Source organism: Cytobacillus sp. C11.1 (assembly GCF_058145115.1).
Genome location: NZ_CM176935.1, coordinates 718,393 through 739,023 on the forward strand (window position 1 = coordinate 718,393; position 20,631 = coordinate 739,023).

A 20,631-nucleotide genomic window follows, 5' to 3' on the forward strand; every position below is an offset into this window, starting at 1 on the left:
CTTCTGTTTATTCTTTTAAACCCATTTCAGTCTCTACAACAGCTGCAATACGTTCTACATATGATGCGCAAAGTTCTCCTGTTGGCGCTTCAGCCATTACTCGTACAAGCGGCTCTGTACCAGAAGGACGGACAAGAATCCTGCCGTTTCCGTTCATTTCTTCTTCCACCTGGGCAATGATTTCTTTCACTTTTTCATTATCTGTTACATGATGCTTGTCTGTTACACGGATGTTCACAAGCTTTTGCGGGAACTTCTGCATTTCTCTCGCGAGTTCAGATAATGGTTTCTTGGTTACTTTCATGATGTTAACAAGCTGAAGGCCTGTCAGCAATCCATCCCCAGTTGTAATGTAGTCCAGGAAAATAATATGCCCTGACTGTTCTCCGCCAAGGTTGTAGCCGTTCTTCTTCATTTCTTCCACAACATAGCGGTCTCCTACAGCAGTCTGAACACTTTTGACACCGTTAGCTTCCAGCCCCTTATAGAAGCCAAGGTTGCTCATCACAGTAGATACCACTGTGTTTTGCTTAAGTCTTCCTTGCTCTTTCATGTATTTTCCGCAGATATACATGATCTGGTCACCATCTACAATATCGCCATTTTCATCAATTGCAATCAAACGGTCGCCGTCTCCATCAAAAGCCAGACCTACATCTGCTTCTTTTTCCTTAACAAATGCAGCAAGCGCTTCTGGATGTGTAGATCCAACCCCTGCATTAATATTTAATCCGTTAGGAGAAGCTCCCATCATCGATAAATCTGCATCGAGGTCAGCAAATAAATGCGTAGCAAGCGGTGACGTTGCCCCGTGTGCACAATCCAAAGCAATATGTATGCCTGAGAAATCCTCGTCTACGGTCTGCTTTAAATATTGAAGGTATTTCTGTCCGCCTTCAAAATAGTCATTAACCTGTCCGAGATTTCCCCCGACTGGTCTTGGCAGCTGATCTTCCGCCATATCCATTAATTCCTCAATCTCTGCTTCCTGATCATCTGAAAGCTTGAATCCGTCTGGACCAAAGAATTTAATTCCATTATCTTCAACCGGGTTATGGGATGCAGATATCATAACCCCAGCTTCAGCACCTAGCGCTTTTGTTAAATATGCAACTCCCGGAGTGGAAATAACACCGAGGCGCATCACTTCTGCGCCAATTGATAATAGTCCTGCTACAAGTGCTCCTTCCAGCATATGACCGGATATACGGGTGTCACGACCGATTAATACCTTTGGGCGGTCATGGTCTTTCGTTAATACGTACCCTCCGAAACGGCCCAGTTTAAAAGCCAGTTCCGGTGTTAATTCACTATTTGCAACTCCGCGTACTCCATCTGTACCGAAATATTTACCCATTTTCGTAATCGCTCCTTCTTACTATTAAAAATACTATATAATTAAGCCTCTTCTTTTTGCGTGATAGATATTACCGCTTTTCCTGCTGCAGGCTTTGCATCTACCTCAGCAGGCGCGTCGACATTTATATTGACTTCATGGTCCCCTTCTCCAAGGCCGGCCAAATCGAGATAAACACTAAGATCGCTGGCACTCAGCTCCTGAACCACATTGTTTTTTCCAGAAACCGTTATACTTGTCCTTCCGGAAGCTGGATTTTTAAGGACAGCCTCGAACTCTTCGGATAACCCAACTAAATTGATAGGGAGGTTTGAGAATGTTTTCATTTCCTCTGTTGTCTGTCCTTGTGTTTGTTCTGCCGGTTCTTCCGCAGTTTCCTCTTTTTCTGCATCTTCCGTTACACTTACATCTACATTAGCCTTTACCGTTTTTGGATCAGCCCCTGAAATGCCATCGGGAATGATAACCGGGACAGTAAGCACAGTATCTTCTTGTATCCGGCTCACATCCACTTCCACTCTTACACTTTCTGTCTCATTCAGAACATCTTCACGACCGGTAATCACAGCCTCATTTACATCAAGTTCAACAGAATTAATAGTAACGCCATTTTGCGGATTCCCTTTGCGGACGATTGTAATAGGAACCGTTTTGCTTAACTGCTGGACTGGTACGGTTACCCGAATCACTTGAGGTTCCACAATGACATCAAGTTTGTTCATCTCACGGTCCAGCACCCTTACCGTTGCTTCCTCTGTTATTGTCTCTGTAATAGGCCCTTTTAAATCTAAGGTGGCTTTTACAAAGCTGATTCGTTCAATAACCTCTTTTGATCCGGTAACTTTGACTGTATTGGGTTCTGCCGCCGCTGCTTCGGATGTATACCCTTCGCCAAGCAAGCTTTTATTAAATTCTGCTTCCACTCTAAACTCCTGTGTCACTTTCTCATGTATGGTGACATTTGCATATTGTGGATCAATTGTAACTTTTAACTTGTCGGAGATATCCCTGATTTTTATTTCAACTCTTTCGTTTCCTACTTCTGCATCCGATAAATCCACATAGACTTCAAAGTTTCTTTGCGTTTTAGCCGGCTGCAGGTGGCTTTTTGGACCTGTGATAGTCAAATCGACTGTTTCCGGAATACCTGTCACCACCAGATTTTCGGTATCATAATAACTTTTCACCGGTACATCTGCAATGACCTCGGAGTCCTTTTCACCAGGAACATTTACATCCTTTAATTCTTTGTCTGCATCGTATACAGAATCAAATAGAAAGAGGGCCAATATCAAGGCAACTACTTTCATAAACCAGCGGGTATCGACAAGTTTATCAATGAACTTATCCATTCTTTTTCCCCCTCCAGTTCCAACGACCTGAAGAAGTCTGCTTTATTTTATATTGAGCCAGCAATTCATTCGAAAGCATGTCTTTAAAAGCATCCGATTTTAAATCACGGTGCAGCTCACCATTCTTTGTTAAAGATACACTTCCCGTTTCCTCAGAAACAACAATTGTAATGCTGTCGGTTACTTCACTTATACCTAAAGCCGCCCTATGTCTGGTGCCAAGCTCTTTTGAGATAAAGGGGCTCTCCGACAGCGGCAAGTAACAGGCTGCAGCAGCAACACAATTTTTTTGAATGATGACAGCTCCATCATGCAGCGGGGTGTTCGGAATAAATATATTAATGAGAAGCTCCGATGAGATTTTCGAATCAAGCTGTATGCCCGTTTCAATATAATCCCCCATCCCAGTTTCCCGTTCAACCGAAATAAGTGCGCCAATTCGGCGTTTAGCCATGTAATCTACCGCCTTGGCAATAGATTCCACCAGTTTCTCCTGGTCTTCCTCCTCCTGATTTCCGCTCCTCGAGAAGAATCGCCCTCTTCCCAATTGTTCCAGCGCTCTCCTCAACTCCGGCTGGAAAATAATAATAACGGCAAGAAATCCCCAAAGAAGCACTTGTTCCATCATCCATCCTAACGTTTGCAGGTGGAACTTGTCGCTTGCCACTTTAACAAGGATAATGACAAATATACCTTTTAGCAATTGGACAGCCTTCGTTCCTTTGACAATCATTATGAGTTTATAGATGACGTACCAAACAAGGAGAATGTCTATTGTATTAGCCAACAATTTCAAAATAGAGAAATCTGCAAACGACATTGTCCTTCCTCCAAATATATATTTCAAAAGCTATAAGCTTTACGTTCAAGCTATGGTATGTTCCTTTATATATGTAACTTTCATATTATATCATATTTAAACCTAATTCCAATTTTGCGGCCACGCAAACAGCTGGAAAATTTATTGCGCTGATATTAAGAATCCCTGCTCTAGAGCAGGGATTCTTTTATTAGCTATTTTTATTTCTCTGATTCATCATTGTCAAAGACACTAACAATATCCTTTGATGCCTTTTTAATGTGGTACCAAATCCATTCAAAAATGGCGTTAACTTCTTCTATTTCTCCCGTTACTTTTCCTGCAGAAGCCATATACTGCTCCCCATTAATGACAGTAACATTTCCTTCTACTTGACCTTGAATTTCCAAAGTTCCATTTTTTACAACAACATCACCTTTAACAATTTCCCCTTCTGGAACAATAACCTTATCATTTTGCACAACCAGATTTGGCTGTTTGGAAACTGATAACTGGTGGTCCTGATCCCAAGAAGAGACAAGGCTGCCCATCATTAATACAAGAAATAGGGAAGCTGCGGTTAAAAGCGGATGCTGCCTGAACCAGCGCTGTACACCGACCTTGCGTTTTTCCTTTGGCAGTTTCGCCATCACTTTAGCTGTAAAATTTTCTGGTGCCTGTATATGTGAAGTGCTTTGTACTAAAGCTATCGTTTTTTTCAACTCGTGAAAATGATTTTGGCACTCTTCACAGGTTTGAAGATGTACCCTTAATTCCTTTTCATGTTCGGCTGAGATCTCTTCATCTAAATACTCATGCATATAAAGAATAATTTCTGCTGGACATTTCAAAGTTCTCACCCTCTTTACTAAACATATCGTAATTGATTTCTAAGCGCTTCCCGGCCCCGGTGAATCCGGGTTTTAACCGTCCCCAAAGGAAGATCCAGCGTTTCACTGATCTCATTTAACGATAACTCTTCAATATACTTCAGTACAATAACTGATCGGTACTTTTCAGGCAGCTTGGATATCTCCCTTTGAATCGTCTCCTGCAGCTCCAAGCTTTCCACATCGTCTTCAGGCAGCCTGGCATCCGAGGCAATTTGAGAATACATATTAAGCCCATCCGTGCCCGCAACTTCTGCATCCAGGTAATAATCCGGCTTCTTTTTCCTTATCCTGTCTATACAGAGATTAGTGGCAATCCGATATAGCCACGTAGAAAACTTCAATTCAATATTAAAGCTGCTGATATTCACATATGCCCTTAAAAATGCTTCCTGCGCAATATCTTCGGCTTCATGCCTGTTACCCAGCATTCTGAAACAAATTTGAAACACCTTATCTTTATATATTTCAACTACTTCAGCATAAGCATCCTGGTCGCCTTTTAATACTTGCTTGATCCTTTTCTTTACGACTGTCTCCATTTTTTTACCTCCGCTCCACTGCGGCTAATCGATATTACGAATCGATAGCGGAAAAGGTTTCATTTTTTTATAAAAAACATTCATTTTCTATATTAACAAATATTTACTTCTTCTGGTTTAAAAAAATTTTATCAGGGGTATAAAAGTACTAAAATTATGGAAAAGGGTTGGTTACGGTGTTTGTAGATGACTTATTAAGAGATATTGAGGATTGCCGGTCGGAAATGGTACAGTTAGCAGCAGTTACTTCATTTACTAACCATCGGGTAGTAGAAACTAGCATTAAGCTCGATCGACTTCTAAATAAATACTATATACTTACATCAAAAAAATGAGCAGAACTCATAGCGGTTCTGCTCATCTTTTTTGCTGCTCTTAAAGAAGCTTCTCTCCAAACAATGAACCCATAAGTGCTACTGCTACAGTAGCCGTTTTATTTTTATCATCCAGAATTGGATTTACTTCCACAAATTCTGCCGATGTAATAATTTGAGCCTCCGCGAGCATTTCCATTGCCAAGTGGCTCTCACGGTAGCTGATTCCGCCAATTACCGGTGTTCCAACCCCTGGTGCATCATGCGGATCCAGCCCATCAAGATCCAGTGACAGGTGGACGCCATCCGTATTGCGATCTTTTAAATATGTAATAGACTCTTCCATGACCTTTGTCATACCGAGACGATCAATTTCATGCATTGTGTAAACTTTTATGCCCTTTTCTTTAATAAGTTCTCTTTCACCTTCATCCAAAGATCTCGCACCGATAATAACAATGTTCTCCGGCTTTACCTTTGGGCCATATCCGCCGACATTCGTTAATAGCGTATGACCGATTCCAAGGCTGACTGCAAGAGGCATCCCATGAATATTTCCGGATGGCGAGGTTTCCGCTGTATTTAAATCACCATGGGCATCATACCAGATAACCCCTAGATTCTTGTAATGCTTGGATACACCAGCTAATGTTCCAATGGCAATGCTGTGGTCACCGCCAAGCACCAATGGAAATGATCCCGCCTCTATAGCCTTATCTACTTCTTCGGACAACTTTTCTGTCTTTTCTGCTATTAAATCCAAGTTTCTAAGATTGGATTCCGGATCTACCTGTACTTCCGGTCTTCCAATTGCAATATCACCCTGGTCATGGATTTCTTCAAATAAACTCTTTAATCGCTCATTCACGCCAGCGTATCGAATCGCACTTGGCCCCATATCCACACCGCGTCGCATCTGACCCAAATCCATAGGCATTCCAATTATCGATAATTTCTGTCTTTTCATAATCTGTGTCCTCCCTTTCCCTTCATACTATTATTTTAACCGCTTTCAAACACATGACTCAACTCGACAAAATCGTGTATATATATGCGGTTAACAAGGAAAGAGAAAAAGTATTTGGGAGAGCATTTTATATTGCTCCTCACTCCGTTTGTACAGTTCAATAGTGAACATTGCGAACAAATCAGAGAAACAAGCTAATAAACCATGAAATTTAACGAACGAACTGCTGAAAATTACAAATAATACACTGAAAATCGAGAATAAACTATGACAGCAGGCTAGATTCTTTCAGAACAATGGATAATCCCCTTTTAAAATCCAGCAATTCTTTCTTAAATTTTCACTTATGAATCACTTTTCTAATTTATGTATCACTTTCAGCTGTTTATGCGTCACTTTTTAAACATATGAACCACTTTGACTGATTTACGTGCCACTTTTGGATTTTTTGCGCCACTTCCCGCTGCTAATGAGTTCTAGCTGCTTGATCTAGTAAGCCTATCGAGTAGTTATATATCAAAGTTATAAAAACAAAAAATCCTTAAGCCAAGTAGGCTTAAGGATTTACTATATGTATGATGGTGGAGCCTAGCGGGATCGAACCGCTGACCTCCTGCGTGCAAAGCAGGCGCTCTCCCAGCTGAGCTAAGGCCCCATTCTTGGAGCGGAAGACGGGATTCGAACCCGCGACCCCCACCTTGGCAAGGTGATGTTCTACCACTGAACTACTTCCGCAAACAATTTTATTCAAAAATATGACCTTCAGGAATCGATTCCCAAGGTCTATGTTATTGCTAAAGATGAGCCATGAAGGACTCGAACCTTCGACCCTCTGATTAAAAGTCAGATGCTCTACCGACTGAGCTAATGGCTCGGAAATAAATTGTTGCCTAAACTGAGATTGCAGAGGTGCTCCAAAACCCTTCGGTTTTTGTCGCAGATTGCTACAGCCTGCTATTCGCTGAAGTTTTGCTTCGATGTTGCAAACTTTCTCAATCCTCTACCGACTGAGCTAATGGCTCATAAAAATGGCTGGGCTAGCAGGATTCGAACCTGCGAGTGACGGAGTCAAAGTCCGGTGCCTTACCGCTTGGCTATAGCCCAATAATTAACAAAATAAAAAGGACATTCATAGCTTGTCCAGTTTTTGCTGTTTTTATTAAAAATAAATGGTGGAGGGGGGCAGATTCGAACTGCCGAACCCGAAGGAGCGGATTTACAGTCCGCCGCGTTTAGCCACTTCGCTACCCCTCCGAATGGTAAAAGGTGCTTCGATCCTTATAACTGCTCAAAATCCCTTCGGGATTTTTCGCATGCTTCCGCTGAAGTTAATCAAGGAAGTTAGAAGCATGGTGCCGGCGAGAGGACTTGAACCCCCAACCTACTGATTACAAGTCAGTTGCTCTACCAATTGAGCTACACCGGCAAGTTAAATGGTGGAGGATGACGGGATCGAACCGCCGACCCTCTGCTTGTAAGGCAGATGCTCTCCCAGCTGAGCTAATCCTCCAAAATGGTGACCCCTACGGGATTCGAACCCGTGTTACCGCCGTGAAAGGGCGGTGTCTTAACCGCTTGACCAAGGGGCCTGATAAATCTAGTTGTTTTTTCTAAAAGAGCTTCCAACCGGGCTCGAACCGGTGACCTCTTCCTTACCATGGAAGTGCTCTACCTGCTGAGCTATGGAAGCAACAGCTCATAAGTCCCAATAAGGTCTTTATGAAAATGGCTCCGCAGGCAGGATTCGAACCTGCGACCGTTCGGTTAACAGCCGAATGCTCTACCACTGAGCTACTGCGGAATAGTGGTATAATGAAACAGCCCGGCAGCGTCCTACTCTCACAGGGGGACAGCCCCCAACTACCATCGGCGCTGAGAAGCTTAACTTCCGTGTTCGGTATGGGAACGGGTGTGACCTTCTCGCTATCGCCACCAGACTATTTTTCAAAGACAAGTATTATTATACCGTCTTTTTATGATTTTTCAAGAGGAAATTTTAAATTTTCGTTCCCTCAAAACTAGATAATGAATGAAGAAGAATTGCCGAGTTTCACCAATAACTTGGTTAAGTCCTCGATCGATTAGTATCAGTCAGCTCCACATGTCGCCACGCTTCCACCTCTGACCTATCAACCTGATCATCTTTCAGGGATCTTACTAGCTTGACGCTATGGGAAATCTCATCTCGAGGGGGGCTTCATGCTTAGATGCTTTCAGCACTTATCCCTTCCGCACATAGCTACCCAGCGATGCCTTTGGCAAGACAACTGGTACACCAGCGGTGCGTCCATCCCGGTCCTCTCGTACTAAGGACAGCTCCTCTCAAATTTCCTGCGCCCACGACGGATAGGGACCGAACTGTCTCACGACGTTCTGAACCCAGCTCGCGTACCGCTTTAATGGGCGAACAGCCCAACCCTTGGGACCGACTACAGCCCCAGGATGCGATGAGCCGACATCGAGGTGCCAAACCTCCCCGTCGATGTGGACTCTTGGGGGAGATAAGCCTGTTATCCCCGGGGTAGCTTTTATCCGTTGAGCGATGGCCCTTCCATGCGGAACCACCGGATCACTAAGCCCGACTTTCGTCCCTGCTCGACTTGTAGGTCTCGCAGTCAAGCTCCCTTGTGCCTTTACACTCTGCGAATGATTTCCAACCATTCTGAGGGAACCTTTGGGCGCCTCCGTTACTTTTTAGGAGGCGACCGCCCCAGTCAAACTGCCCACCTGACACTGTCTCCCGCCCCGATAAGGGGCGCGGGTTAGAATTTCAATACAGCCAGGGTAGTATCCCACCGACGCCTCCACCGAAGCTGGCGCTCCGGTTTCTACGGCTCCTACCTATCCTGTACAAGCTGTACCAAAATTCAATATCAGGCTACAGTAAAGCTCCACGGGGTCTTTCCGTCCTGTCGCGGGTAACCTGCATCTTCACAGGTACTATAATTTCACCGAGTCTCTCGTTGAGACAGTGCCCAGATCGTTACGCCTTTCGTGCGGGTCGGAACTTACCCGACAAGGAATTTCGCTACCTTAGGACCGTTATAGTTACGGCCGCCGTTTACTGGGGCTTCGATTCAAAGCTTCGCTTGCGCTAACCTCTCCTCTTAACCTTCCAGCACCGGGCAGGCGTCAGCCCCTATACTTCGCCTTGCGGCTTCGCAGAGACCTGTGTTTTTGCTAAACAGTCGCCTGGGCCTATTCACTGCGGCTCATCAGGGCTATTCACCCTAATGAGCACCCCTTCTCCCGAAGTTACGGGGTCATTTTGCCGAGTTCCTTAACGAGAGTTCTCTCGCTCACCTTAGGATTCTCTCCTCGCCTACCTGTGTCGGTTTGCGGTACGGGCACCTTTTCCCTCGCTAGAGGCTTTTCTTGGCAGTGTGGAATCAGGAACTTCGGTACTAAATTTCCCTCGCCGTCACAGCTCAGCCTGTATGGTAACGGGATTTGCCTCGTTACCGGCCTAACTGCTTGGACGCGCATATCCAACAGCGCGCTTACCCTATCCTCCTGCGTCCCCCCATTGCTCAAACGGTAAAGAGGTGGTACAGGAATATCAACCTGTTGTCCATCGCCTACGCTTTTCAGCCTCGGCTTAGGTCCCGACTAACCCTGAGCGGACGAGCCTTCCTCAGGAAACCTTAGGCATTCGGTGGATGGGATTCTCACCCATCTTTCGCTACTCATACCGGCATTCTCACTTCTAAGCGCTCCACCAGTCCTTGCGGTCTAGCTTCAACGCCCTTAGAACGCTCTCCTACCACGGACATCGCAGATGTCCATCCACAGCTTCGGTGATACGTTTAGCCCCGGTACATTTTCGGCGCGGAGTCACTCGACCAGTGAGCTATTACGCACTCTTTAAATGGTGGCTGCTTCTAAGCCAACATCCTGGTTGTCTAAGCAACTCCACATCCTTTTCCACTTAACGTATACTTTGGGACCTTAGCTGGTGGTCTGGGCTGTTTCCCTCTTGACTACGGATCTATCACTCGCAGTCTGACTCCCATGGATAAGTCTTTGGCATTCGGAGTTTGTCTGAATTCGGTAACCCGATGAGGGCCCCTAGTCCAAACAGTGCTCTACCTCCAAGACTCTTACTACATGAGGCTAGCCCTAAAGCTATTTCGGAGAGAACCAGCTATCTCCAAGTTCGATTGGAATTTCTCCGCTACCCACACCTCATCCCCGCACTTTTCAACGTGCGTGGGTTCGGGCCTCCATCCAGTGTTACCTGGACTTCACCCTGGACATGGGTAGATCACCTGGTTTCGGGTCTACGACCACATACTCATTCGCCCTATTCAGACTCGCTTTCGCTGCGGCTCCGTCTTGTCAACTTAACCTTGCATGTAATCGTAACTCGCCGGTTCATTCTACAAAAGGCACGCTATCACCCATTAACGGGCTCTAACTACTTGTAGGCACACGGTTTCAGGTTCTCTTTCACTCCCCTTCCGGGGTGCTTTTCACCTTTCCCTCACGGTACTGGTTCACTATCGGTCACTAGGGAGTATTTAGCCTTGGGAGATGGTCCTCCCTGCTTCCGACGGGATTTCTCGTGTCCCGCCGTACTCAGGATCCACTCTGGAGGGAACGAAGTTTCAACTACAGGGCTTTTACCTTCTCTGGCCGGCCTTTCCAGACCTGTTCATTTACCTCGTTCCTTTGTAACTCCGTGTAGAGTGTCCTACAACCCCAAGAGGCAAGCCTCTTGGTTTGGGCTAATCCCGTTTCGCTCGCCGCTACTCAGGGAATCGCGTTTGCTTTCTCTTCCTCCGGGTACTTAGATGTTTCAGTTCCCCGGGTCTGCCTTCAATACCCTATGTATTCAGGTAAAGATCCTATCCCATTACGGATAGGGGGTTTCCCCATTCGGAAATCTCCGGATCAAAGCTTACTTACAGCTCCCCGAAGCATATCGGAGTTAGTCCCGTCCTTCATCGGCTCCTAGTGCCAAGGCATTCACCGTGCGCCCTTTCTAACTTAACCTACTTCGGCCAATGATCGACTGCGAATCTCTGCGTCAGCTTCGTCACTGTGCTCCTCACGTACTCTCGTACGCTCCGGTGCTCGTTCGGTCGCTTCCTTGATCTTCTTGCCGCTCATCGTCCTCATGGTTTGTGCTCTTACTTGGTTTTAAAAAACTTACATAAGAGAAAAAAACTAAGATGGCGATTACTCGGTTATTGCTTCTTCATTAACATTATCTAGTTTTCAAAGAACGAATAATTCAATGAGAGATTGGTCTCTCAAAACTAAACGAACAAAACACGTCACGTCTCAAGTAAATATCCTTAGAAAGGAGGTGATCCAGCCGCACCTTCCGATACGGCTACCTTGTTACGACTTCACCCCAATCATCTGTCCCACCTTAGGCGGCTGGCTCCAAAAGGTTACCCCACCGACTTCGGGTGTTACAAACTCTCGTGGTGTGACGGGCGGTGTGTACAAGGCCCGGGAACGTATTCACCGCGGCATGCTGATCCGCGATTACTAGCGATTCCGGCTTCATGCAGGCGAGTTGCAGCCTGCAATCCGAACTGAGAATGGTTTTATGGGATTCGCTTAACCTCGCGGTCTCGCAGCCCTTTGTACCATCCATTGTAGCACGTGTGTAGCCCAGGTCATAAGGGGCATGATGATTTGACGTCATCCCCACCTTCCTCCGGTTTGTCACCGGCAGTCACCTTAGAGTGCCCAACTGAATGCTGGCAACTAAGATCAAGGGTTGCGCTCGTTGCGGGACTTAACCCAACATCTCACGACACGAGCTGACGACAACCATGCACCACCTGTCATCCTGTCCCCCGAAGGGGAACGCCCTATCTCTAGGGTTGTCAGGAGATGTCAAGACCTGGTAAGGTTCTTCGCGTTGCTTCGAATTAAACCACATGCTCCACCGCTTGTGCGGGCCCCCGTCAATTCCTTTGAGTTTCAGCCTTGCGGCCGTACTCCCCAGGCGGAGTGCTTAATGCGTTTGCTGCAGCACTAAAGGGCGGAAACCCTCTAACACTTAGCACTCATCGTTTACGGCGTGGACTACCAGGGTATCTAATCCTGTTTGCTCCCCACGCTTTCGCGCCTCAGCGTCAGTTACAGACCAAAGAGTCGCCTTCGCCACTGGTGTTCCTCCACATCTCTACGCATTTCACCGCTACACGTGGAATTCCACTCTTCTCTTCTGCACTCAAGTTCCCCAGTTTCCAATGACCCTCCCCGGTTGAGCCGGGGGCTTTCACATCAGACTTAAGGAACCGCCTGCGCGCGCTTTACGCCCAATAATTCCGGACAACGCTTGCCACCTACGTATTACCGCGGCTGCTGGCACGTAGTTAGCCGTGGCTTTCTGGTTAGGTACCGTCAAGGTACCGGCAGTTACTCCGGTACTTGTTCTTCCCTAACAACAGAGTTTTACGATCCGAAAACCTTCATCACTCACGCGGCGTTGCTCCGTCAGACTTTCGTCCATTGCGGAAGATTCCCTACTGCTGCCTCCCGTAGGAGTCTGGGCCGTGTCTCAGTCCCAGTGTGGCCGATCACCCTCTCAGGTCGGCTACGCATCGTTGCCTTGGTGAGCCATTACCTCACCAACTAGCTAATGCGCCGCGGGCCCATCTGTAAGTGATAGCCGAAACCATCTTTCAGCTTTCCCTCATGTGAGGGAAAGAGTTATCCGGTATTAGCTCCGGTTTCCCGAAGTTATCCCAGTCTTACAGGCAGGTTGCCCACGTGTTACTCACCCGTCCGCCGCTGACTTCAGGGAGCAAGCTCCCATCCGTCCGCTCGACTTGCATGTATTAGGCACGCCGCCAGCGTTCGTCCTGAGCCAGGATCAAACTCTCCATATAAGAGTTGATTAAGCTCACTTACACACGGATTTGTTGACGTCGATGTTGCCACAGGACGTGGCGTTCTTAATCGACAATCCGCTGTTGTCTTTTCAAAAAAGACTAAAGAATTAACGTTGACGTTTTTGTTCGTTCAGTTTTCAAAGATCAATCCGTCGCCCAAAAGCGACTTTATTAATATATCATTTATCACCTTTGACGTCAACAACTTTTTTAAGTTGTTTTCACTTACCGTCATCAGCGACGCTTATTAATATACCAAGATACCATTTAGAAGTCAACAGTATTTAAAAAGTTTTTCCTTCAAAATTTCGCATCATCCTTTTTGTTCCCGCTGACGGGAACGCATGTACTTTAAGCAATCTGCTGGAGATGCCACTCGCTGGAATAATGAAAATAATATTTTATATCTTTCTTCCATAGCTCTTTTTACAATATGATCAATCCTCTCATCCCTTAAATCGAAAAGGATTTCATCCATCTCACGCTTAATCAAGTATTCCAATTCCTTTACTTCTTTTTGATTTAATATCATACCTATCAATTTCATTGCCCCCTGTGGTTTCTTTTTGGTTTTCTGTAGTATTTTTCCATTTATGCTTTTTTATGAATTAAAATTTTTTATTCATGTATGAGACATGGAAAGCATAGGTATGAGACAAGGAATGTATCGGACGAGGTGAAGGATATTATGAACTTTTTTTATGTGTTAAATGGGAAGTCATTAAAACAAATCTTGTTAGTGGTAATAGCAGCATTTTTTACTGCGTGGTTCCTCTATATGGAGAGCATCGTCCACTTGCCTGCATTTTCAGCCAAGGATGGACCAAAGGCGGTATATAAAGGGGAAAAGGATTTAGCCATAACCTTCAATATTGGATGGGGTGATGTTAAAGCAGAACCTATTTTGGACATACTCAAAAAGGAAGGTGTTAAGTCGGCGACATTTTTTCTAGCAGGATCCTGGGCAGAACGCCATCCGGACTTAGTAGCTAGAATCGTGAAAGAGGGTTACGAAATTGGCATATTGGGCTACGATTACGAGGACTATACCGAACTTGAAGAAGATAAGATAAGGCGGGATCTCGCAAAGGCCCAGGAAGCTTTTAGAAAACTAAATATTAAAGATATCAAATTGGCACGTGCCCCTACAGGTCACTTTGACCAAAAGACATTAAAGGTTGCAGAAAGAATGGGTTATACAGTTGTACATTGGAGTATTGATTCAAAGGACTGGACTAACCCTGGAGTTGAAGTAATTGTAGAGAATGTCTCTAAAGTGAAAAGAGGGGATATTGTCCTGCTTCATGCATCCGATTCAGCCAAACAAACAGCAAAGGCACTTCCAATTATCTTGAATGATATTAAAGGAAAAGGCTTAAAGCTTGTTACTGTTTCCGAAATGATTGCAAATGCTGATACAAAGACAAATGAAATAAAATAGCAGGCTGTTTTAACTATTTTGCTTTATAAACAAGTAGTGAGGGGTTGATTTCCGCTCGGGGCGGGCGGTGAGCAACCTCTGTGCGCAGCACTTGTGGGACCTCACCTGTCACACTCCTCCCGCTGGACTTTGAATAAGCGGCCTGAATCATCACCGCACGAAGGTATTGCGGATGCATTTTCGAGGATCTCGCACATTAAGCTCCAAACAACCAACCTTTTTTATCAATGTTTTTATTTACAAAATCTATTTAGAAGCAACAATCTTTTAGAAAAGAGCAAAAAGAGAAGCCATCCAATTATCTGGATGGCTTTTCCGCTATTTTGCTTCTCTGTTTTCGCGAGTCTTCATTAAGTTTATGGAGAATAAGCAACTGATAAGTATTGCAAACTAATAATGGAAATAACATTAAGTATAGCCAGCTTTCTTCATTTACCCTTAAAACCGGAACCCACTCAATCGCCGTTACCACCACCATAAAAAAGACTGCCGGGATGAATGCATGCTGATTCGTTTGCTTGGTTTTTATTGCAGCGACTACAAGTCCCACTATTAGGAGGAAGCTTGCAACGCCAATATACGGTAGGATGCTGTCCCCCTCATTGGCAAAAGCCTTATAGCGAAAATAAACCAAATCAAATAATGCAAACAAAATAAGCACGATTTGGATTGGATTCCATAAGCCTTTAAAAATGCCTAATCCAAAACGGTGTACAGTTAGATAAGCAAAGAACCCCATTTGGCTCACGATACTAAAAATTAATCCTACACCTATAAGCCAGAACAAAACAGAGAGGACTTCAAGAATATCAAAATCAGTGAAGATAGGTGCAAATTCTTCCCATCGAACAATAAATCCTACAACTCCAGTTGTTAAACCCCCAACTAAAAGAGTTGATATAAAAAGCTTTACCCAATTACGGCTAGTCAATTTATTTTTCCCCCATAATAATTAAATTCATTCCTTTTAGACAAGACCTCCTTATGATTGTACCAACCAAAGTTTGAAAAATCTAGGCATTGTATTTGCAGCGCATAATATTTGCTGATTTTCTTCATTCTAAAGTTAAGGACACCTCTGAAAGGAGCTTCACCATGCTAAAAAAATTCCGTTTGCTCCTGCCATTTGCAATTGTGTTTTTTATATCAGGCTGCGGCCAGGGTGAAACCGGCGGCGCCCAAATGGATTATGAGCAAACTAAAAAAATGGTTGTAGATATATTGAAGACAGATGAAGGAAAAAAAGCCATTGAAGAATTAATGGCAGATGAAAAGATGCAGCAAAAGCTAGTCATGGACCAAAAGATTGTAGCTGAAACAATTGAGAAAACTTTGACCTCTGAAAAAGGCACAGAATTTTGGAAGAAGTCATTTGATGATCCTAAGTTTGCTGAAAGTATGGCCAAAAGTATGCAAAAGGAAAATGAACAGCTTTTAAAGGATCTAATGAAGGATCCTGAATATCGCGGAATGATGATAGAGGTACTAAAAGATCCTGAGCTTGAAAAGGAAGTAACCAACGTTCTAAAAAGCAAAGAGTATCGGGAGCACTTGCAAAAGGTAGTGACTGAAACATTTGAAAGCCCGCTTTTCAAAGTCAAAATCCAAGATCTCCTTCTTAAAGCTGCTGAAGAAGTAAAAAGCGGAGAACAGCAGGGCGGCGAAGAAGGCGGCGGTGAAGGCGGTGGCGGCCAAGGTGGAGACCAAGGCGGTGGCGGCAGCCAGGGCGGAGCTTAATAAGTGCTGCACCAAATTAAAAACCTCTTCCATTGCGGAAGAGGTTTTTGTTATTACTTGCTTTCAACTGCTTGAATAACTTTACGCGCGATATCCGTATAAATTTGTCCAAGTTTATGATCTTCATCATAGATAGATGGAGCGAAGTCTTCTTCATTCCAATCAGGCTGTTGAAGAGGCAGCTGGCCTAAAACCTCTGTTCTTAGCTCATCAGCTAGCTTTTCTCCGCCGCCTTGGCCAAAGACATGCTCTCTTTCCCCGGTCAGCTTGCTTTCAAAGTATGCCATATTTTCAATAACACCTAAGATCTCATGCTCTGTCCGAAGAGCCATAGCACCTGCACGAGCAGCAACAAAGGCCGCAGTTGGATGCGGGGTTGTAACAACAATTTCTTTGCAGGACGGCAGCATTGTGTGCACATCCAGGGCTACATCGCCTGTTCCAGGCGGCAAATCAAGAAGGAGGTAATCAAGCTCTCCCCACTCTACTTCATTAAAGAAGCTGTTCAGCATTTTCCCAAGCATTGGGCCTCTCCAGATAATTGGCGCATTATCTTCAACAAAGAAACCCATTGAAATGACTTTTACCCCAAAGCGTTCTACTGGAAGAATTCTTTCTCCCCTGACAACAGGTCGCTTTGTTATTCCCATCATATCAGGAACACTGAATCCATAAATATCAGCATCAATAAGGCCCACCTTCTTGCCTAATCTTGCAAGGGATACTGCTAGGTTTACGGAAACAGTGGATTTGCCAACCCCGCCCTTTCCGCTTGCAATTGCAATAAATTCAGTTTTATTGCCTGGAGAAAGCAAACCCTTATCTTCCTCAGATGCAGCCTCTCTGTATTGCGATAAAACTTCTTCAGGAAGCTCGCTGAAGCGGATCCCAACAGTAGCCGCCCCTGCTTCTTTTAAAAGGTTCACAATTTGTGTTTGTAGTTGAAGCTGTTCAGCAGTACCTGTTTTGGCAATCTGGATTTTTACGCTGACATGATTCTTTTCTTCTTTAATTTTAATTTCCTCTATCGCATTTAGTTCGCCTAACGTTCTATGTATAAATGGTTCCTGCAAGCCGGTTAAAGCTTCTCTGACTTTCTGTTCAGTTAACATAAAAACACCCGCCTTCTGAATTCGTTTCCATTTTAGTATAACATATTGAATATTCTTTACTGTTAATTCTATCACATCTCATTTTGATTCACTATTCCCCGGCTTGTTCATCCTTGCTTCTAAAACTCTGTTAAACTTGCCTGTTGATGTCCGCTGAAGTCACGAGCGGTCCGGACGTTGAATCAGCATCCTAGACTAGATAACACACGAAGAAAATGCGAATGCATATTCGAGGATCTCGTCCCTTCCACTCCAATCTGCATATTGCCAAAATCAATAATGAGCTTTAACAGAGCAACGCTAAAAAAAGAAAAGATGCCATTTCAGCACCTTTTCACTCCCACTTCTCTGTTAATTCTTCCTCATTTGTATAAAAGCGCATGATTCCATTATATATGGATGCAGCAATTTTATCCTGATACTCTTCTGTCTTCAAGTTAGCTCTTTCACCCGGGTTGGATAAAAATCCTACTTCAACTAGGACCCCCGGTTTTTTAGCGTATTTTAAGATAAAAACATTATTCAACGGTTTGGAATTTCGGTTTGTATTTTCCAGATTGCGGCGCAGCTCGTCCTGAATGAATTTTGCGGCTTTCGCGTTTTCTTTGATTCCAGGCGCGTAGAAGGTCTGGGCACCGCTCCACCGGGGAGAAGGAATCGAATTTAAATGAATGCTTACGTAAAAATCGGAATCAGAAGTATTAATCATTTCAAGCCTTTTCTTAAGGTCTTCCACTTTTCTCCTGCTATATCCCCTGGTCCCCTCAGGTGCAAGGTCCCGATCATCCTCTCTCGTCATCATCACAAGGGCTCCCTGTTCCTGAAGGTAGTCCCTTACTTTTAAAGAAACATCAAGGGCGATATCTTTCTCCAGTGCGCCCTCATCGCCGGCGCCGCCATCCGGACCACCGTGGCCTGGGTCAAGCAAGATAATCTTTCCCGTTAACGGCAGATTCCACGATTCCCAAGAATCATCATCCGTAAAATCATATTGTAAAATGAGAAAAAGAATGATAAGCCCGATCGCAAACCCGCTTATTTTTAATTTTTTCTTCATATGCCCTAATCAATCCCTCCTGCTTATCCTCATTTCAATATATGGGACAAGGAGGAGTTCTAGAACTTCGAAAAGGGACACCGCAACGCCTCACTAGAGACAATGAGATGGGCTAAGTCTTAGTGAGGGCGGCAGTCAGTGCAGCCGTAGCTTATGCCTTCTTTCTCCTTTATTAAACCCTTCTGACCACCAGCTGTTTACATATTGCTCGCACATGTAATAAAGGGATTCGCTCATAACAGCCTCTGAACCATGTCCCCAGTACAGGAAGAAGTTATATAAAGTATCAACTAGATGTTTTTGTTCTTTTTCACACCTAATACGGACTTGATCCACGGATTCGCCATAGAACCCAAAACGGCTGTAATTTGCGCCCAGCAAATACGCTTCTATCGCCACATCGTAACAGGCTTCTTCGATTCCGGAATTCATCATCAACCCAGAAACAAACCTGGACGAGCCAAAAAACTGCTGAACTTTTTCTTTTAAAGCTTTTATGGAAATTTCCCGAAGGACTGATTTTTCATATTTAATTTGCTTTTCTCTTTTTTTCTCTTTGAACGTCGTTATGACAGTCACTGCATTCTCACCCCTTGAAGATAGTCTTTATCTGCCGCGGGAGAGAAATACAAAAAGCAGGCACGATTCAGCTGCCAATTTTTTTAACAAAGACACCGTTAAGCTTCGGTGTTGATTTCCGCTGCAGACAATCGTTTTCCGCGGCCTTCAAAGCTTCCGGCATTTATACGCCTGCAGTGTCTCCCTTTACGCTTTTACCGAAAGACATTGAATCGAATTTGCAGACTAACTAGACACGACAAAGGAAATGTGACAGGTATTTACGAGTAAACCAACATAACAAACAAATTGCGTTAACACTGTCTAACAAAAAAAGCACCCGCGTACGCCGGTGCCTGTCATAAGCTCTTATCTAATTTGCCCGTTTCCGGACATTAAATATTTACGGGTTGTTAATGCTGGAAGGCCCATAGGTCCTCTCGCATGAAGTTTTTGTGTTGATATGCCGATTTCAGCACCAAAGCCTAGCGCCCCTCCATCTGTAAACCTTGTGGATGCATTATGGTAAAGTGCCGCAGCATCCGTTAACTGCATAAACTTCTTTGCTGTGTCTGCATTTTCTGTAATAATCGCTTCAGAATGCTTTGTACCATACTGGTCGATATGGTCATTCGCTTCTTCCAAATCTTTAACTGTTTTTACAGCTAGATCCAGGCTTAAATATTCATTTGCCCAATCACTTTCAGTTGCTGCCTTTACATCCGGAAGAGCAGCTGCTGCTGACTCGTCTCCATGAACGGTAATACCATGCTTTTTAAGTGATTCCGCAAGCAATTCTTTATGCTGGTTAAGCCATGCTTCATGAACAATCAGCGTTTCCGCTGCATTGCAGACAGCCGGCCGATCTGTTTTTGCATTAATAAGGATATTAATGGCTTTCTCCGGATCTGCATCCTTATCAACATATATATGGCAGTTACCTACTCCTGTTTCAAGCACAGGAACTGTCGCATTTTCAACAACAGCTTTAATTAAAGATGCTCCTCCTCGTGGAATTAATACATCGATATGCTCTTTCATAGTGAAAAGCTTTTGTGTGGCTTCTCTGTCCACCGTATCAATGAATTGAACCGCATCTTTTGGTATTTTTGTTTCTTCAAGTGCATTATGAATAATCTCCACAATGGCTTTATTCGAATTAAGAGCGGAAGAACCGCCTTTTAAAACGATGGCATTTCCTGACTTTAAGGCCAGGCCTGCTGCATCAGCCGTTACATTTGGGCGCGCCTCATATATCATTCCAATGACGCCAAGCGGAACTCTTACCTCTTCTACCTTCAATCCGTTATCCAATGTCCAGCCTGACATGACATCTCCAATTGGGTCAGGAAGTTCTGCGACTTGGCGAAGGCCGTCTGCAAAGTCAAATATTCGTTCTTTATTAAGGGAAAGACGGTCCATAAAGGCCTGCTCAAACCCTTTTTCTTCTCCATTTTTTAGATCGATAAGATTTGCTTGTATAATCGATTCATATCCTGTATCCAAAGCATCTGCGACTGTACGAAGTGCTTCATTTTTCTCTTCTGTCGTTAAAATACTTAAACTTTTGGCAGCCCTTTTTGCCTTTTTCGCCTGTTCTTCAACTGTATTTTTCTTTACTGCAGCTGCAGTAGTCATTGAATCCCTC

At 44.4% G+C, this 20,631-nt stretch carries 15 protein-coding genes, 10 tRNA genes and 3 rRNA genes; 3 read left to right on the forward strand and 25 right to left on the reverse strand.

Features of this window, described 5'->3' with window-relative positions; translation table 11 throughout:
- Positions 1 to 7: 7 nt before the first annotated feature.
- The 5 genes from glmM to sigW form a co-directional block, all read right to left on the reverse strand.
- Entirely contained in the window at positions 8 to 1,357 is a 1,350-nt protein-coding gene (gene glmM / locus AC3ZVC_RS03610; RefSeq protein ID WP_490066296.1) for a phosphoglucosamine mutase, read from the reverse strand.
- Positions 1,358 to 1,398: 41 nt separating this feature from the next.
- A complete protein-coding gene (locus AC3ZVC_RS03615) occupies positions 1,399 to 2,709 on the reverse strand; it encodes a CdaR family protein (RefSeq protein ID WP_490066297.1) in 1,311 nt (436 codons plus the stop codon).
- Positions 2,702 to 3,529, reverse strand: a complete 828-nt coding sequence (gene cdaA, locus AC3ZVC_RS03620) for a diadenylate cyclase CdaA (protein WP_490066298.1) — start codon at positions 3,527 to 3,529, stop codon at positions 2,702 to 2,704. Before cdaA ends, AC3ZVC_RS03615 begins: the two co-directional genes overlap by 8 nt.
- Positions 3,530 to 3,729: 200 nt before the next feature.
- The gene (locus tag AC3ZVC_RS03625; protein ID WP_490066299.1) at positions 3,730 to 4,359 is read right to left on the reverse strand and encodes a zf-HC2 domain-containing protein; all 630 of its coding nucleotides are present in this window, start codon (positions 4,357 to 4,359) and stop codon (positions 3,730 to 3,732) included.
- 17 nt (positions 4,360 to 4,376) lie between these two features.
- Positions 4,377 to 4,940: an RNA polymerase sigma factor SigW gene (sigW, locus tag AC3ZVC_RS03630; RefSeq protein ID WP_490066300.1), complete on the reverse strand. Its 564-nt coding sequence runs from the start codon at positions 4,938 to 4,940 to the stop codon at positions 4,377 to 4,379.
- 176 nt (positions 4,941 to 5,116) lie between these two features.
- On the opposite strand from sigW, the gene AC3ZVC_RS03635 reads away from it, so the two are divergent.
- Entirely contained in the window at positions 5,117 to 5,275 is a 159-nt protein-coding gene (locus AC3ZVC_RS03635) for a Spo0E family sporulation regulatory protein-aspartic acid phosphatase (RefSeq protein WP_490068816.1), read from the forward strand.
- A gap of 40 nt (positions 5,276 to 5,315) precedes the next feature.
- Here the strand turns inward: AC3ZVC_RS03635 and rocF are convergent, their stop codons facing one another.
- From rocF to AC3ZVC_RS03710, 15 genes are all read right to left on the reverse strand, one after another.
- On the reverse strand, positions 5,316 to 6,221 hold the full coding sequence (rocF, locus tag AC3ZVC_RS03640) for an arginase (protein ID WP_490066301.1): 906 nt from the start codon (positions 6,219 to 6,221) through the stop codon (positions 5,316 to 5,318).
- 579 nt (positions 6,222 to 6,800) lie between these two features.
- Positions 6,801 to 6,876: transfer RNA gene (locus AC3ZVC_RS03645), tRNA-Ala, on the reverse strand.
- A 5-nt stretch (positions 6,877 to 6,881) separates the two neighbouring features.
- A tRNA-Gly gene (locus AC3ZVC_RS03650) sits at positions 6,882 to 6,956 on the reverse strand.
- Between the two features lie 66 nt (positions 6,957 to 7,022).
- Positions 7,023 to 7,095, reverse strand: a tRNA-Lys gene (locus tag AC3ZVC_RS03655).
- Positions 7,096 to 7,250: 155 nt separating this feature from the next.
- Positions 7,251 to 7,325: transfer RNA gene (locus AC3ZVC_RS03660), tRNA-Gln, on the reverse strand.
- A gap of 66 nt (positions 7,326 to 7,391) precedes the next feature.
- A tRNA-Tyr gene (locus tag AC3ZVC_RS03665) sits at positions 7,392 to 7,475 on the reverse strand.
- Between the two features lie 96 nt (positions 7,476 to 7,571).
- Positions 7,572 to 7,647, reverse strand: a tRNA-Thr gene (locus AC3ZVC_RS03670).
- A gap of 8 nt (positions 7,648 to 7,655) precedes the next feature.
- Positions 7,656 to 7,731, reverse strand: a tRNA-Val gene (locus tag AC3ZVC_RS03675).
- 4 nt (positions 7,732 to 7,735) lie between these two features.
- Positions 7,736 to 7,810, reverse strand: a tRNA-Glu gene (locus AC3ZVC_RS03680).
- Positions 7,811 to 7,838: 28 nt separating this feature from the next.
- A tRNA-Thr gene (locus tag AC3ZVC_RS03685) sits at positions 7,839 to 7,911 on the reverse strand.
- A 36-nt stretch (positions 7,912 to 7,947) separates the two neighbouring features.
- Positions 7,948 to 8,022, reverse strand: a tRNA-Asn gene (locus AC3ZVC_RS03690).
- Between the two features lie 19 nt (positions 8,023 to 8,041).
- A 5S ribosomal RNA gene (gene rrf, locus AC3ZVC_RS03695) occupies positions 8,042 to 8,158 on the reverse strand.
- Between the two features lie 124 nt (positions 8,159 to 8,282).
- Positions 8,283 to 11,216: ribosomal RNA gene (locus AC3ZVC_RS03700) — 23S ribosomal RNA — on the reverse strand.
- A 309-nt stretch (positions 11,217 to 11,525) separates the two neighbouring features.
- Positions 11,526 to 13,075: ribosomal RNA gene (locus AC3ZVC_RS03705) — 16S ribosomal RNA — on the reverse strand.
- The 16S, 23S and 5S rRNA genes sit together here with 10 tRNA genes alongside, the layout of an rRNA operon.
- A 316-nt stretch (positions 13,076 to 13,391) precedes the next feature.
- Positions 13,392 to 13,619 (reverse strand): hypothetical protein, encoded by a 228-nt coding sequence (locus AC3ZVC_RS03710; protein ID WP_490066302.1) that lies wholly within the window; start codon positions 13,617 to 13,619, stop codon positions 13,392 to 13,394.
- 147 nt (positions 13,620 to 13,766) lie between these two features.
- On the opposite strand from AC3ZVC_RS03710, the gene pdaB reads away from it, so the two are divergent.
- Positions 13,767 to 14,519 (forward strand): polysaccharide deacetylase family sporulation protein PdaB, encoded by a 753-nt coding sequence (gene pdaB / locus AC3ZVC_RS03715; RefSeq protein WP_490066303.1) that lies wholly within the window; start codon positions 13,767 to 13,769, stop codon positions 14,517 to 14,519.
- Between the two features lie 298 nt (positions 14,520 to 14,817).
- Here pdaB and AC3ZVC_RS03720 read toward each other — a convergent pair whose 3' ends face one another.
- A complete protein-coding gene (locus AC3ZVC_RS03720; RefSeq protein ID WP_490066304.1) occupies positions 14,818 to 15,450 on the reverse strand; it encodes a KinB-signaling pathway activation protein in 633 nt (210 codons plus the stop codon).
- 164 nt (positions 15,451 to 15,614) lie between these two features.
- Between AC3ZVC_RS03720 and gerD the strand changes: the two genes are divergently transcribed.
- Entirely contained in the window at positions 15,615 to 16,256 is a 642-nt protein-coding gene (gene gerD / locus AC3ZVC_RS03725) for a spore germination lipoprotein GerD (protein WP_490066305.1), read from the forward strand.
- Between the two features lie 53 nt (positions 16,257 to 16,309).
- Here the strand turns inward: gerD and AC3ZVC_RS03730 are convergent, their stop codons facing one another.
- The 4 genes from AC3ZVC_RS03730 to AC3ZVC_RS03745 form a co-directional block, all read right to left on the reverse strand.
- The gene (locus AC3ZVC_RS03730; protein ID WP_490066306.1) at positions 16,310 to 17,368 is read right to left on the reverse strand and encodes an Mrp/NBP35 family ATP-binding protein; all 1,059 of its coding nucleotides are present in this window, start codon (positions 17,366 to 17,368) and stop codon (positions 16,310 to 16,312) included.
- Positions 17,369 to 17,702: 334 nt separating this feature from the next.
- On the reverse strand, positions 17,703 to 18,425 hold the full coding sequence (gene cwlD / locus AC3ZVC_RS03735; protein ID WP_490066307.1) for an N-acetylmuramoyl-L-alanine amidase CwlD: 723 nt from the start codon (positions 18,423 to 18,425) through the stop codon (positions 17,703 to 17,705).
- A gap of 135 nt (positions 18,426 to 18,560) precedes the next feature.
- A complete protein-coding gene (locus tag AC3ZVC_RS03740; RefSeq protein WP_490066308.1) occupies positions 18,561 to 19,004 on the reverse strand; it encodes a YbaK family protein in 444 nt (147 codons plus the stop codon).
- A 348-nt stretch (positions 19,005 to 19,352) separates the two neighbouring features.
- The gene (locus tag AC3ZVC_RS03745; RefSeq protein ID WP_490066309.1) at positions 19,353 to 20,621 is read right to left on the reverse strand and encodes a glutamate-5-semialdehyde dehydrogenase; all 1,269 of its coding nucleotides are present in this window, start codon (positions 20,619 to 20,621) and stop codon (positions 19,353 to 19,355) included.
- Positions 20,622 to 20,631: the final 10 nt, after the last annotated feature.

What these genes read in the sequence shown, in the direction of transcription:
- pdaB (WP_490066303.1), top strand. Translation starts at nt 13,767, where the DNA reads ATGAACTTTTTTTATGTGTTAAATGGGAAGTCATTAAAACAAATCTTG.
- AC3ZVC_RS03730 (WP_490066306.1), bottom strand. Translation starts at nt 17,368, where the DNA reads ATGTTAACTGAACAGAAAGTCAGAGAAGCTTTAACCGGCTTGCAGGAA.
- cwlD (WP_490066307.1), bottom strand. Translation starts at nt 18,425, where the DNA reads ATGAAGAAAAAATTAAAAATAAGCGGGTTTGCGATCGGGCTTATCATT.
- gerD (WP_490066305.1), top strand. Translation starts at nt 15,615, where the DNA reads ATGCTAAAAAAATTCCGTTTGCTCCTGCCATTTGCAATTGTGTTTTTT.
- cdaA (WP_490066298.1), bottom strand. Translation starts at nt 3,529, where the DNA reads ATGTCGTTTGCAGATTTCTCTATTTTGAAATTGTTGGCTAATACAATA.
- rocF (WP_490066301.1), bottom strand. Translation starts at nt 6,221, where the DNA reads ATGAAAAGACAGAAATTATCGATAATTGGAATGCCTATGGATTTGGGT.
- glmM (WP_490066296.1), bottom strand. Translation starts at nt 1,357, where the DNA reads ATGGGTAAATATTTCGGTACAGATGGAGTACGCGGAGTTGCAAATAGT.
- sigW (WP_490066300.1), bottom strand. Translation starts at nt 4,940, where the DNA reads ATGGAGACAGTCGTAAAGAAAAGGATCAAGCAAGTATTAAAAGGCGAC.
- AC3ZVC_RS03615 (WP_490066297.1), bottom strand. Translation starts at nt 2,709, where the DNA reads ATGGATAAGTTCATTGATAAACTTGTCGATACCCGCTGGTTTATGAAA.
- AC3ZVC_RS03745 (WP_490066309.1), bottom strand. Translation starts at nt 20,621, where the DNA reads ATGACTACTGCAGCTGCAGTAAAGAAAAATACAGTTGAAGAACAGGCG.